The 12,895-nt window shown below is 61.3% G+C and carries 11 protein-coding genes; 4 read left to right on the top strand and 7 right to left on the bottom strand.

Annotation, left to right across the window (positions count from 1 at the left end; translation table 11 throughout):
- Positions 1-24: 24 nt before the first annotated feature.
- The 6 genes from AADW22_RS16540 to AADW22_RS16515 form a co-directional block, all read right to left on the bottom strand.
- Positions 25-3,141, bottom strand: coding sequence for a CHASE domain-containing protein (locus AADW22_RS16540; protein WP_407474713.1), 3,117 nt, complete (start codon positions 3,139-3,141; stop codon positions 25-27).
- A 269-nt stretch (positions 3,142-3,410) separates the two neighbouring features.
- On the bottom strand, positions 3,411-4,673 hold the full coding sequence (locus AADW22_RS16535; protein ID WP_407474712.1) for a glycerate kinase: 1,263 nt from the start codon (positions 4,671-4,673) through the stop codon (positions 3,411-3,413).
- 58 nt (positions 4,674-4,731) lie between these two features.
- Positions 4,732-5,709 (bottom strand): nitronate monooxygenase family protein, encoded by a 978-nt coding sequence (locus AADW22_RS16530; protein ID WP_005848974.1) that lies wholly within the window; start codon positions 5,707-5,709, stop codon positions 4,732-4,734.
- A gap of 101 nt (positions 5,710-5,810) precedes the next feature.
- Positions 5,811-6,971 (bottom strand): acetyl-CoA C-acetyltransferase, encoded by a 1,161-nt coding sequence (locus tag AADW22_RS16525; RefSeq protein ID WP_037941990.1) that lies wholly within the window; start codon positions 6,969-6,971, stop codon positions 5,811-5,813.
- Between the two features lie 24 nt (positions 6,972-6,995).
- The gene (locus AADW22_RS16520; RefSeq protein ID WP_037941991.1) at positions 6,996-7,757 is read right to left on the bottom strand and encodes an SDR family NAD(P)-dependent oxidoreductase; all 762 of its coding nucleotides are present in this window, start codon (positions 7,755-7,757) and stop codon (positions 6,996-6,998) included.
- A 123-nt stretch (positions 7,758-7,880) separates the two neighbouring features.
- The gene (locus AADW22_RS16515; RefSeq protein WP_407474711.1) at positions 7,881-8,561 is read right to left on the bottom strand and encodes a hypothetical protein; all 681 of its coding nucleotides are present in this window, start codon (positions 8,559-8,561) and stop codon (positions 7,881-7,883) included.
- Positions 8,562-9,065: 504 nt separating this feature from the next.
- Between AADW22_RS16515 and AADW22_RS16510 the strand changes: the two genes are divergently transcribed.
- The 4 genes from AADW22_RS16510 to AADW22_RS16495 all read left to right on the top strand — a co-directional run bounded on the left by AADW22_RS16510 (position 9,066) and on the right by AADW22_RS16495 (position 12,196).
- Entirely contained in the window at positions 9,066-10,364 is a 1,299-nt protein-coding gene (locus tag AADW22_RS16510) for an AAA family ATPase (protein ID WP_005848979.1), read from the top strand.
- Complete coding sequence (locus tag AADW22_RS16505) at positions 10,364-11,509, top strand: ParB/RepB/Spo0J family partition protein (protein WP_278375714.1); 1,146 nt, start codon at positions 10,364-10,366, stop codon at positions 11,507-11,509. The genes AADW22_RS16510 and AADW22_RS16505 overlap by 1 nt, the downstream gene beginning before the upstream one ends.
- A 163-nt stretch (positions 11,510-11,672) precedes the next feature.
- A complete protein-coding gene (locus AADW22_RS16500; RefSeq protein WP_341205303.1) occupies positions 11,673-11,894 on the top strand; it encodes a type II toxin-antitoxin system CcdA family antitoxin in 222 nt (73 codons plus the stop codon).
- 8 nt (positions 11,895-11,902) lie between these two features.
- A complete protein-coding gene (locus AADW22_RS16495) occupies positions 11,903-12,196 on the top strand; it encodes a CcdB family protein (protein WP_009824373.1) in 294 nt (97 codons plus the stop codon).
- A 13-nt stretch (positions 12,197-12,209) separates the two neighbouring features.
- Here AADW22_RS16495 and AADW22_RS16490 read toward each other — a convergent pair whose 3' ends face one another.
- The gene (locus AADW22_RS16490) at positions 12,210-12,845 is read right to left on the bottom strand and encodes a glutathione S-transferase family protein (protein WP_407474710.1); all 636 of its coding nucleotides are present in this window, start codon (positions 12,843-12,845) and stop codon (positions 12,210-12,212) included.
- Positions 12,846-12,895: the final 50 nt, after the last annotated feature.

The following is a 12,895-nucleotide window of genomic DNA, read 5'->3' as shown; positions in this document are numbered from 1 at the left end:
ACTTTAGAAACAACCATAAGGAGATCAACTCGCTCTTTGTGTCGGACCTACAATACTTTCGATAATGTGGTTCAGGTCGGTCTGAGACTTCACCAGATGGGTGCCCACCCGACTATCCTTCTCGCGCGCCGCGTCAGAGGTCAGCCCGACCACCCGCGCCGTTGGCTGAAGCTCAGCGATATCGTCCAGGACGGCAGCGGCGTCGCCATCTGGCACGGTCCAGTCAAGGATAATCACATCCAGCGGCCCCGCGCTCAGCGCTTCGTGGACCTCGTTCAGCCGCGTGACGTTATGGACATCGGCAAAGGGTCTCAGCCCTTCGCGCAGCACCTCTGCAAATTCTTCGTCATCCTCAAGGTGCAACACCCTAAGGTTGTTCCTCGTGCCGTCGATCACTTCGAACGTGCGGGCATCGGGCAGCACGTCATACCCTTCGGCATCGGTGCTCAACGGACAGGTGAACCAGAAAACCGTGGTCCCGCTCGGCTTGCTTTCAAAGCCGATGTTGCCGCCCTGACGCCAGACGATCTGTCGCGTGATATTCAGCCCAAGGCCCGTCCCGCCCTTGGCCCGCGTGTCCGATCCATCGGCCTGAGAAAATGCCTGGAAAATCCGGTTCTTGAAATTCTCGGGCACGCCGGGGCCGAAGTTCTGCACGTAAACAATCGCCATGTCGCCAATCGTCTCGGCCTTGATCGTGACGTCGGTGCCTTCGGTCGAGTACTTGCACGCATTCGACATCAGGTTCGCCAGCACCTGCATCATCCGTGACCAATCGGCGGTTACATTGATGTCGGTGTCGGGCAGATCCATCACCAGTTTGGTGTTATGGGTGACGGCAAAGGGCATCATCTCTTGCACCGCCGAAGAGATGACCTCGTTCAGGCTCATCGGGCTGAGGTCAAACTCGATCTTGCCCGACGATATCTTTTCGAGGTCGAGAATATCGTTGACGATGGTGGTCAGACGGTCGGCGTTGTTGCGCGCGATCTCGATCAGGCGCAGCGCCGAGGCCGGCATGGTGTCACGCGCCGACATCTCGATCAGGCCAAGCGCCCCCTTGATAGAGGTCAGCGGCGTGCGCAATTCATGGCTGACGGTGGACACGAACTCATTCTTGATCTCGTCGATCTTCTTCTGGTCGGTGATATCGTTGACCTGCGCGATAAAGACATAGGCCCCTTCGTTTTTGTCGAAGGTCCAGGTGATGTTGAACAGCCCCCACCGCTGGCCGCCGTCCTTGTGCAGGATCGGATGTTCGCCGCGGTAAACCTCGTTCGACCCGCTTTCGGTGAACTTGGTCACGATATCACGCATCAGCTTCACATCTTCCTCGGGGATGATCTGCGCAAGGTTGAACCGGTCGGTCATTACCTTTTGCGAATATCCCGTCAGCTCGCACATGGCGTTGTTCACGCTGGTGAACTGTCCGTTGCTGTTCAGGGTCGCCATGCCAACGGGGGCCGCATCCAGCACGGTGCGGAATCGCTTCTCGCTCGCCTCAAGCGCGTTGCGGGCGTGACGCAGCCCGGTAATGTCGCTTTGCGTCCCGACCATCCGTATCGCCGACCCATCGTCGGCGCGGTCCACGACCACGGCATCCGACCGCATCCAGCGCCAGCTTTCGCCGAACTGCATCCGGTATTCGGTCCGCGACCGTTCTGCCTTGCCGGTGATACAGTGCTGATCCGCCTCGATCAGACGGGGCAGATCGTCGGGGTGGATACGGCTTAGGAACTCTTCCTGCGTATCCTCGACCTCCGGACCGACCTCCATGATCTTGCGCCACGTCGGCGAAACCACCGATTTGCCCGACATCAGGTCGATCTCGAACACGCCAATTTCTGACCCCGCGAGGGCATGGTCATAGCGTTCCTTGATCCCGGCCAGTTCCCCGACGGCCCCGACCTCGACCGATACATCCCGCACAATAGCGGTGATGCGTTTGACGCCATTCAGCGTTTCCCATTCGTTATAATGTAGATCAAGGTGCAGCGTGGATCCGTCATGTTTGGTGCCCGTGGCGTTATAGCCTGCCTCTGCGGGCAGCCACCCCGCCTCTGTCACGAATTTCTTCAGGGGCAACCCGCCCATCCCGTCTTCATGCTTGTCGAAAATCTCGAGCGCGGCGTGGTTGGCAAACAGGATCTCGCGGCGTTCATCCAGAATGAAGATGCCCACAACGCTGTTCTCGATGATCGACCGGTTTTCCTCTTCGCGGGCGCTGATCTGCTGTTCGCGCAGCGCGGCCACCTCAGCCAGAGAATCCCCGCGTTGGCGAATGGCGCGCAGCACCACGATCAGCATCGCGGTCAGGGCAATCCCTGCGATCAGCGCGAGCAGCGGTGTTCCACCGGGGAACAACGCCTCGAACAAGGGGGTGCTTTCATATTGGACGGTCCAGGTCCGCCCGAAGAATTCGGTGGCATAGGCCACACTATACTTACCCGCCGCATGTTCGTGATCCTGACTAGCATAGATCAGAGCCTCGGGGTCGGTCGTGTCGCCGTCATAGACGTGGAAATCATACACATTGTTCTGGTTCGGCGTCAGATCCTGCAACAGGTTGCGGCCGATGAACGGCGCATAGACCCAGCCGCGAAACGTCCCCTCGCGCGGGCCGGAGGCATAGAACAGCGGGCGCAGCAGCAAGAACCCCGGTTCCTTCATCGCGTCCTGCACCAGCAGGATGCGCGGTGTCAGCTGCGGGGTGTTGGTTTCGCGCGCCCGATCCGCCGCCTCGCGCCGCCCTTTTTCAAAGCTGATGTCCAGCCCGACGGCTTCCTTGTTGGGCAGCACCGGCGCGATATATTTGATCACATATTTCTGGTCATGGTTCGTTTCCGGCCTGATCTCGAACCCCGGCGTCCCATTGGCACGCATATCGGCGACGAAAGCATCCTCGTCCACCTTGGCCACGGGTTCGACAAAACCGATGCCGTTGATGCCGGGCAGATAGTTTTCGAAATCCAGACTTTCGACAAAGGTCTCGAAATCGTCGTATTCGATATTCTCCGACGATTGCATCATCCCTGCGGCGCCGTTCAGACTTTGCAGATAGATGTTCATCCGACGATCCAACGCCTGAAGCCCGTCTTCGGTGATGCGGGTGAATTCGGCCTTGGCCGCGGCGCGGTTCATTCGCGCGCCTTCAGCGTAGATCCCGAAGGTCACGAGAAGGCAGACAACGACCAAAATCAAATCTAAGCGCTTGAACAAAACTATACTCTCACATTTCGCGAAACTGAAAAAAGCGCCTAATCGATGAAAGCCACCCGCTGATCATGTTACCGGCATCCCTCACTTATAAGTAGCACCGGTTTCCCTGCCAACGTTAATTATTACTTGCGCACAGGATAAAGACAGAAACCTCAAGAGAATCTAAAGACGCCCCAACTCAGGGTTGCTGATCATACGGGATGCACAATCATAGCGCGGAAGTCGTTGACGTTCGTCAGCGTCGGTCCCGTCACCACCTGACCGCCGATCCGGCCAAAGAAACCGTGGGCGTCATTTACCGCTAACGCCGATTCTGCGTCGGCGCGCGCGGCCCCGCCCCGTGCCAATGTGTCAGGCCCGATGATCGCCCCCGCCACCTCTGCCGCGCCGTCGACGCCGTCGGTATCGCAGGCCAACCCCCAGATACCTGCCGCCCCGTTCAGGGCCAGCATCAGCGCCAAGGCATATTCCGCATTCGGTCCACCAACGCCATCCCCGCGCCGCGTGACCGTCAGCTCGCCGCCCGACAGGATAACAATCGGCGCATCGTCGGGATGTAGACGCGCCTGTTCTTGCAGGGCCAAGGCGGCATGGGCGCGGGCGACCTCGCGGGCCTCGCCCTCCAGGTCATTACCCAGACGGATCACGCGAAACCCCTCTGCCTCGGCCAAAGCCTGTGCCGCATCCAGCGATTGCTTGGGGGCCGCATAAATCCGGTTCATCACACGCGACAGCCGCATATCATCCGGCGGCACGACCTGAGACCCCGCAGCCAGCGCCCGCGTGACCGAGGCCGGAACCGCCACGCCCCACTGCGTCAAAATCGCCTGCGCATCGCGCGAGGTCGAGGCATCGCCCACCGTGGGGCCCGACCCGATCATCGCCATATCATCCCCCGGCACGTCCGAGATCATCAACGTATGCATCGTCGCCGGATAGGCCGCCGCCGCCAGCTGCCCGCCCTTGACCTGCGACAGATGCTTGCGCACCACATTCATCTGCGTGATCGGCGCGCCAGAGGCCAGCAACCCCGCGTTCACCGCCTGTTTCTCGGCCAGCGTAATCTCCCCCAAGGGGGCGGTCAGCAGCGCCGACGCCCCGCCCGAGATCAGCGCCAGCACAAAGTCCCCCTCGCCCAAGCCCTGCACCAGTTGTAGCATCCGCGCGGTTGCGGCCTGTCCGGCGGCATCGGGCACGGGGTGGGCGGCCTCGACAATCTCGATGCCCTGACAGGGGCGGGCGTATCCGTAGCGGGTGATCACCAAACCGTCGCAGGGGCCCCAGGCCGCCTCGACCGCCTCGGCCATGCGCGCGCTGGCCTTGCCCGCACCGATCACCACCACACGGCCCGCGGGTTTGGGCGGCAGATGCGCGGCCAGCGATTGCATCGGATCGGCCACGGCGACCGCGCGATCGAACAAGCGGCGTAAAGTCGTCTCCGGCGCGGTGTGCATGGCGATCCCTATCCCGTCATCAAAAAAGCCGCCCCCGAAGGGACGGCCTGTTTTACACTCACGCAGTCTGATCGAACAGCCTTTTGCGTGCCGCAGCGTATTCTGTCGCCATCCGCTCGACCACCTCGGCGGCGGGGCGCACATCCTTGACCGCGCCGATGCCCTGACCGGCCCCCCAAATCTCTTTCCAGCTTTTAGGCTTTTCGCGATCGGCACCGAAGTTCATGTTCGACGGGTCGGACCGCTCAAGGTTGTTCGGGTCCATGCCCTGCGCCTCGATCGAGGCTTTCAGATAGTTGCCCCAAACGCCGGTGAACAAGTCGGAATACACAATATCCGAGGCCCCCGAATCCGCGATCATCTGCTTGTAGCGTGCGTCGGCATTCGCCTCTTGCGTGGCGATAAACGCCGACCCGGCATAGCCGCCATCCGCGCCCATGGCCTGCGCCGCAAGAATGCTGTCCCCCTTGGCAATCGCCCCCGACAGGAACAGCGGCCCGTTGAACCATTCGCGGATCTCCTGGATCAGCGCCAGCGGCGACAAGGCACCGGCGTGCCCCCCTGCCCCGGCGGCCACAGCGATCAGACCATCAGCCCCTTTTTCAATCGCCTTATGGGCAAAGCGGTTGTTGATGATGTCGTGCAAGACAACACCGCCCGCGCCATGCGCCGCATCGTTCAGCCATTCCTGCGCCCCAAGCGACGTGATCCACAGCGGCACCTCGTGCTTGACGCAAATCTCTACGTCCCGTTCAAGCCGCGCGTTGGATTTATGCACGATCTGGTTCACCGCATAGGGGGCGGCGGGATTGTCGGGGTTCGCTTGGTTGTGACGGTCCAGCTCTTCCTTGATGCGCGTCAACCAGCGGTCCAGCTCAATCGGCTCCCCTTCCGCTTCACGTGCGTTCAGCGCTGGAAAGCTGCCCACTATACCGGCCTTGCACTGTGCAATCACCAGATCAGGGTTCGAGATAATGAACAGCGGGCTGCCAATCAGCGGGATACGCAAATTGTCGAAAAGGGCGGGTAGCGTCATCTTGTTCCTCCGGGACGTATTATTTTCCTGCAACTTGTCAGGATGTGCGCGCTTTGGAAATGACGAACGTTGCGTCCGTCACCCCCTTCTTGTGATCGGGGCTACAGCGCCTCGATGATGGTGACATTGGCGATGCCGCCGCCTTCGCACATGGTTTGCAACCCGTATCTTTGGCCGCGCGCATGCAGGCTGTGCACCAGCGTCGTCATCAGCCGCGCTCCAGAGGCCCCCAGAGGATGCCCAAGCGCAATCGCGCCGCCGTTTACATTCAACTTGGCCGGATCGGCCCCGGTGTGTTTCGCCCAGGCCATCGGGATCGGCGCAAAGGCTTCGTTGACCTCGAACAGATCGATGTCGTCGATCTTCATACCGGCCCGCTCCAGCGCGCGGTCGGTGGCGGGCAGCGGTTCCTCCAGCATGATCACCGGATCGCCTGCGGTCACCGTCAGGTTCACGATCCGCGCCTTCGGGGTCAGCTTGTATTTCTTGAGCGCAGCTTCGGACACGACCAACACGCCCGCCGCCCCATCGCAAATCTGCGACGCGTTCGCGGCCGAGATCATGCCGTCCGGATCCAGCAGTTTAACAGAGGAAATCCCGTCAAGCGTCGCATCATCGCGGATGCCTTCGTCGCGGGTGTGCATCCCGCCCTCGATGGCCAGCGGAATGATCTCTGCGTCAAAGGCCCCACCATCCCGCGCAGCGGCGGCGCGGCGGTGGCTTTCCAGCGCATAGGCGTCCAGTTCCGCGCGGGTGAACCCGTGCTTCTGTGCGACCATTTCCGCGCCGATGAACTGGCTGAAATTCTTGGTGCCGTAGCGCGCCTCGATCCGGTCGCTGAACGGGCCCTCGCCCAACCCCGCCTTGGCATAAAGCGATACATTCGACCCCATCGGCACCCGTGTCATGCTTTCGACACCCATCGCGACAACCACATCCTGCGTGCCCGACATCACCGCCTGAGCCGCGAATTGCACCGCCTGTTGCGAGCTGCCGCATTGCCGGTCGATGGTGACCGCAGGCACCGATTGCGGCAGGTTCGACGCCAGCACACAGTTGCGCCCGAAGGCAAAGGATTGCTCTCCGCCCTGGCTGACGCACCCGACGATCACGTCATCGATCACCGCGCCGTCGATCCCCGATCGCGCCACCAGCGCATTCAACACTTCGGCCCCCAGATTGGCAGGGTGCCAGTCGCGCAGCGCGCCGCCACGGCGCCCCCCTGCGGTGCGGGCTGTCTCTACGATATAGGCATGTGCCATAACGCTTTCCCCTCTATTCAGTCTCTATTTCGGTGCCATGCGGATCGCGCCATCAAGGCGGATCGTTTCACCGTTCAGCATCGGGTTGTCGATAATCGCCCCAACCATCTTGGCGTATTCCGACGGATCGCCCAAACGGCTGGGGAAGGGCACCTGCGCGCCGAGCGAATCCTGCGCCTCCTGCGGCAGCCCCTCCAGCAGCGGAGTGAGGAACAGCCCCGGTGCGATCGTCATCACACGAATGCCATAGCGCGCCAGCTCGCGGGCGACGGGCAAGGTCATGCCCACGATCCCGCCCTTCGATGCCGCATAGGCCGCCTGCCCGATCTGACCATCAAACGCTGCGACCGACGCCGTGTTGATGATCACGCCGCGTTCCTCGCCCACGGGCTCTGCCTTGTGCAAGGCCGCGGCGAATTTCGACAACACGTTGAACGAGCCCAGCAGGTTCACATTCACGACATTGGTAAAGCTTGCCAAGGGCAGCGCCGCGCCGTCACGATCCACGACTTTGGCAGGTGGGCCGATGCCCGCGCAGTTTACCAGAATACGCGCCTTGCCGTGCAGCCCTTCGGCCTCTGCGATCGCGGCCTCTACCGCGCTTTCATCGGTGACATCAACGCGCAGAAACTTGCCCCCGATGGCGGTGGCTTTTTCCTCGCCCAGTTCGGCGTTCATATCAAAGATGGTGACCTTGGCCCCGGCCTGCGCCAGAAACGCTGCCGTGGCCCCGCCCAATCCCGAAGCGCCACCGGTGACGATGGCGGCTTGTCCGTTCAATTGCATGGTATCCTCCCCTTCCCTGCTGACGCAGGGGCAACAGTTTAATTGCGGGGAATGTCGCCTGCAGTTTCGCGGATTACAATGGCAAAGCGTGGGGCCAGCGGCCCCCCGTTCAGCCGATCCGGTTCAGGCGGTGATCACGACCTCGGACACGTCACTATCTACGGCCTGCAATGCGGCCAGCACGCGGGGGATCAGATGGGTCTGTACATAGGCCCCGTGAAAACGGCTGGGGGCCTGAAGCGTGACACGCCCCCCTGCCCGATCCTGCCGTGTGAGATTATGCAGCCAACTGCCATAGACACCGGCATCTTCCGCATGAAGCACAGCCTGCGCCAGCGCCCATTCGCTGCCCCCTTCGACAGGCGGTGTCGGGGCGCTGCCACGCACGGGCAAAGGCACCACCCGCGTCGGTTCCGGCGCGCCCTGCATGCGCAGATCAAAGTCCGGGCCGACCTGCGGCCATTGCGGGCGCGTCTTTTCAAGGATCGCATCAAGGTCGAGCCCGTATTCCGTCACCCGTCCGCGCGCGCCCTGACGTTTGACCACCAGCCAGCCACAGCCGCGCAGCTTTGCCATCTCGCGTTTAACGGTGCGTTCATCAACGGACCAAAGCTGCGCGATCTCGCGCTGACCCACGGCCAGTTCATTACGCGCCCAGTTGTAGCGCGCCGTTACAAGTGTAATGAAGCGCAGCACCAGACGGTGATCATGTTTCCCGCCGGCAAGGGCATAGGCCCCCAAGGCGGTGATGATATCATACTTGCGCGCGGCGGCGTCACGCCCCACGGGTTTCGGTGAAAGCATAGCTGCTCCGATCTGGCACGGTGTGAATGTGCAGCCTCAGTTCGATCTCTTGATGGATCCTCGGGGCGTAGACAACGTCTTTTCCGCCTCTTCCCTGATTTGCGTCCGGAAACCCGATTCTGTCAAGGATTGGTTTTGCACCGACCCTCTTTCTTCCCCATTCAAATTTGAAAGTTGAGGTATCATTGGTATAGGGGGTCATACAGAGCGTCCCCTATTACAGCGTTTTTGTCCCCCAATATGTCGCGGGGCCGATCCTGCTGTCCCCCTATATTTCCGCCCCGGAGCTATAGAGCCGCGCCTATCGCCCGAATCGCGCCGGGGCCCTGTGGTATAAGGGATATTGAAAACCTGTTTATAGAATAAATGTCTTTCCATGAGATGCAAATTCAGCGTAAATCCAAATTGAGTAGTAATTAGCGTTCTCTTTCGGGTTTTCCGGTGCCGCCACAGCGTGCGGGGCGACGGTTCCCCGCGGGGAACGGGTAGGGAAAAGGACAGCTTATGTTTACCTATGCGGACCTGGCAAAGCTTCAGGCGCAGTCGCTCAAGATGCAGGGGCACATCCGGCATCAGACCTATTCGCCCGAGATGGAAAAGACCCTGCGCCGGTTCTCAAGCTGGGAAGTGGCAGAGCTGATCTTCAAGACCAACCCGTCGACCCTGCGCGGCCGGCTGGCCGCCGACCCGTCCCTGCCCGAGGGGCAGGTGGAAGAGGAAGGCCGCCAACGCTGGTATTCCCTGGAAGAGATCAACGAGCTGCGGCGCAAGCTGAAGATCAAGAACCGGTCGCTGATGCCGCCGCGACCTGCCGGCAAGCGGGCGGTGCGTGCCGCGATTGCGAACTTCAAGGGCGGCGCGGGCAAGTCCACCGTGGCGCTGCATTTCGCCCATGCGGCCGCGCTTGACGGCTACCGCGTGCTGGCCGTGGATTTCGATCCGCAGGCCACGCTCAGCCATTCGATGGGGCTGTCGGATGTCTCGGAAGAGGTCACCGTCTGGGGCATCATGGCCCGCGACCTGATCCGCGAGACTGAGAGGATGAACGCGGTGCAAGGCGGCGCGGAAAGCGGGGCAACCCTGCCCCAACGCAAACTGCCTGCCTCTGTCACCGGCATGGGGCTTAGCGAATTGCGCGCCACCGATTTCATCAAGCCAACCAGCTGGCCCACGATCGACCTGATCCCCAGCTGTGCCAATGCCGCCTTCGTTGAATTTGCCAGCGCGCAGTATAGGCACCTGAACCCCGAATGGTCGTTTTTTGCCGCCGTGTCCCGTTATCTTGATACGATCCCGCCGGACGCCTACGACCTGATCATCTTCGACTGCCCGCCGGCCATTGGTTACCAGTCGATGAACGCGGTCTTTGCGGCGGATGTTTTGTATATTCCGTCCGGCCCCGGCTATTGGGAGTATGACAGCACCACCAGCTTCATCGGCCAGCTCTCGGAAGCGCTTGAGGACCTGGGCCGCTTCCGCGGGCGGCTGCCGTCGGGCACCGATCCCGTCAAGGCCTTTGCTGACATCAAGTTTCTATTGACCCGTTTCGAGCCTAATAACGATCTGCACCGTGCGATGCAGTCAGCATTTAATCAGGTCTTTAAGCCACATGTAGCAGAGCACCCGATTGAAATGACCCGCGCGGTTGAACAGTCAGGCCGGTTCCTGTCGTCGATCTACGAGATGGATTACCGCCAGATGACCCGCGAGACCTGGCGCCGCGCGCGGGCCTCCTTTGATCGGGCCTATGATGAATTCCGTGCCACGCTTGTCGATGCGTGGGATAAACTGGAGGATGAATAATGGTTAAGAAACGCTCTGTTTTCGATATCAACTTCGATCTGGATGAAGAGGAAGACGCGGGGTTCCCCGCGGGGAACGCACCTGTCGAGCCGCCCGTTGTGAAAGAGTACAACATTCAAGGCCACCCGTTGCAGAACTCTGATCCTGTGCCCAACCCCCCTGCCCCGTCGCGACGCGGCCCGATGGCGAGCGCGATCTCGGAAACGCTTGAAGCCACTTCCGAGCGCGCCAGCGCAGAGGCCGCCATTCGCGCGGAAAACGACGCGCTGGCGCATGAGCATGTGCGGCTGAAACGGCTGGGGTTGATCACCGATCTGATCCAGACCTCGGATGTGCATACCGATAAGCTGACCCGCGACCGGTCGGCCAATGTTGACCCCGAACTGGCAGAGCTGAAACAGTCGATCCAGTCGGTCGGCCTTTCCAACCCCATTCGGGTGGAGCAGACGGATAATGGGTATGAGCTTATTCAAGGCTTCCGCCGGCTCACCGCTTTCCGCGAACTTGCCGCCGAAACCGGCGATCCGCGTTATTCCCGCATCCCGGCCGCGCTGGTTCCCCGCGGGGAACCCCTCGCGGATCTGTACCGTAAGATGGTGGACGAGAACCTTGTGCGCAAAGATCTGTCCTTTGGCGAGATGGCGCGGCTGGCCTTGTCCTATGCACAGGATTCGGGCGTCGAGGTGAGTGACGCGGTTGGCACGCTGTATGCTTCTGCGCTGAAACAGAAGAAGACCTATATCCGGCAGTTCGCCCGTGTGCTTGCCGATCTGGACGGCGCGCTGCGCTACCCCGAGGCGATCCCGCGTGCGCTTGGGCTGGATGTCTATCGGTTCCTTGATGCGCAGGCGGGCAATGCGATGGCGCTGAAAAAGGCGTTGATCAAGCAGCCTGAACGGGATGCCGATGCCGAACTTGCGATTCTGCGGGCAGGGATCACAGCAAAGAAAGCCGCGCCAAAACCCGCGGGCCGAAGCTCTGCCAAGACATCCTTGCGGCTTGGGTTGCCACAGGGGGAGATGCGGGTGATCGCGTCGGACGGGAAGGTAGAGATGCGCTTGCCACGCGATTTCTCGGCTGTCAGCAAGGCGCGATTACAGCGCGGGATCGAGGCGTTCCTTGCAGCGCTGGATCAGAAAGACTGAAACTCGAAGGGGGCAGGGCGGATCGCTTTGCCCCTTCTTCTCGCGATGGGTCGGGCCTAATGCGCGCGATAGGCCCACATATACGCGCCAACCCGCGCCGCCTTGCCCGAATCCTCAGCCTCACCTATACTCCTGCCCTATACGCATAGTGCGAGAGGGTGCCATGGGCCGTGTCAAAGTGAATCTTACATTGGATGCCAGCGTCGCCGAAACGGCGCGCGCGCTTGGGCTGAACATGTCACGGCTGGCCGAGGCCGCGATTTCGGACGCCGCCAAGGCAGAACGTAACCGGCGCTGGCGGATCGAGAACCAGCAGGCGCTGGATGCCTATGCGCAAGAGGTAGAGTCCGAGGGCCTGCCGCTTGAACGCTTCCGCAGTTTCTAGGGCGAGCTATGGCGCAGTTTGATGTGTACCGGCTTGCGGGCGGGCAGCTTGTGGTGGATCTGCAAACCGACCTGATTGGCATCGACGCTTCGCGCGTGGTGGCACCGCTGCGCGAGGCGGGGCGGTACGCTGCCTTTCCCGGTCTGACCCCGCAGGTAGAGGTCGACGGCACCGCATGGATCGTGCGGGTGCAAGAGCTGGCCGCCGTGCCCGGCACAGCGCTGCGCGACAAGGTGACCTCCCTTGAGGCAGAGCGCGATGCGTTGAAGCGGGCCTTGGATATCCTGATCGACGGGCTGTGACACTGCCCGCGGCTTACGGTTCCCCGCGGGGAACCTCGCCCACATCTTTCGGCACCTGATACCCTTTGATCACCGCGTCGCGGGCGCGCAGTGCTTTGTACCAGCGCAACACATTGTGGAATTGCGTCAGGTCCACCCGCTGCCATTCATAGCGCGCGACCCAGGGCCAACAGGCCATATCCGCGATCGAATAGTCTCCGCAGATGTAGTCTTGCCCGTCGAGCTGTTTGTCGAGCACGCCATAAAGCCGCTGGACCTCTGTCGCATAGCGGGTTTCGGCGTAGGGGGCCTTGCCCGGGTTGAACTGCAAGAAGTGATGCGCCTGTCCGGCCATCGGACCCAAGCCGCCCATCTGCCACATCAGCCATTCATGCACCTTGGCACGTCCAATCGCATCGCTCGGCAGGAATTTCCCATATTTATCAGCGAGATACCACATGATCGCGCCGGATTCCATCAGGCAGAGGCCATTGTCATGGTCCTTGATCGCGGGGATTTTGTTATTGGGGCTGATTTTCAGGAAATCGGGCGCGAATTGGTCGTCCTTGGTGATGTCGATGGGGTGGGCGGTATAGGGTACGCCCAACTCCTCCAGCAGGATAGAGACCTTGCGGCCGTTCGGGGTGGTCCAGGTATAGAGGTCGATCATTGCGGCGTCCTTCGGCTTGCGTCAGGGGGGAAAACGGGTTGCTATGCCCT

Source organism: Sulfitobacter sp. PM12 (assembly GCF_045586035.1).
Classification (GTDB): Bacteria; Pseudomonadota; Alphaproteobacteria; order Rhodobacterales; family Rhodobacteraceae; genus Sulfitobacter; species Sulfitobacter pontiacus.
This window is presented reverse-complemented; position numbering and strand designations above follow the sequence as displayed.

Excerpts from the sequence above, each read along its gene's own strand:
- AADW22_RS16540 (WP_407474713.1), bottom strand. The coding sequence starts at position 3,141 with ATGAACCGCGCCGCGGCCAAGGCCGAATTCACCCGCATCACCGAAGAC.
- AADW22_RS16535 (WP_407474712.1), bottom strand. The coding sequence starts at position 4,673 with ATGCACACCGCGCCGGAGACGACTTTACGCCGCTTGTTCGATCGCGCG.
- AADW22_RS16530 (WP_005848974.1), bottom strand. The coding sequence starts at position 5,709 with ATGACGCTACCCGCCCTTTTCGACAATTTGCGTATCCCGCTGATTGGC.
- AADW22_RS16525 (WP_037941990.1), bottom strand. The coding sequence starts at position 6,971 with ATGGCACATGCCTATATCGTAGAGACAGCCCGCACCGCAGGGGGGCGC.
- AADW22_RS16520 (WP_037941991.1), bottom strand. The coding sequence starts at position 7,757 with ATGCAATTGAACGGACAAGCCGCCATCGTCACCGGTGGCGCTTCGGGA.
- AADW22_RS16515 (WP_407474711.1), bottom strand. The coding sequence starts at position 8,561 with ATGCTTTCACCGAAACCCGTGGGGCGTGACGCCGCCGCGCGCAAGTAT.
- AADW22_RS16510 (WP_005848979.1), top strand. The coding sequence starts at position 9,066 with ATGTTTACCTATGCGGACCTGGCAAAGCTTCAGGCGCAGTCGCTCAAG.
- AADW22_RS16505 (WP_278375714.1), top strand. The coding sequence starts at position 10,364 with ATGGTTAAGAAACGCTCTGTTTTCGATATCAACTTCGATCTGGATGAA.
- AADW22_RS16500 (WP_341205303.1), top strand. The coding sequence starts at position 11,673 with ATGGGCCGTGTCAAAGTGAATCTTACATTGGATGCCAGCGTCGCCGAA.
- AADW22_RS16495 (WP_009824373.1), top strand. The coding sequence starts at position 11,903 with ATGGCGCAGTTTGATGTGTACCGGCTTGCGGGCGGGCAGCTTGTGGTG.
- AADW22_RS16490 (WP_407474710.1), bottom strand. The coding sequence starts at position 12,845 with ATGATCGACCTCTATACCTGGACCACCCCGAACGGCCGCAAGGTCTCT.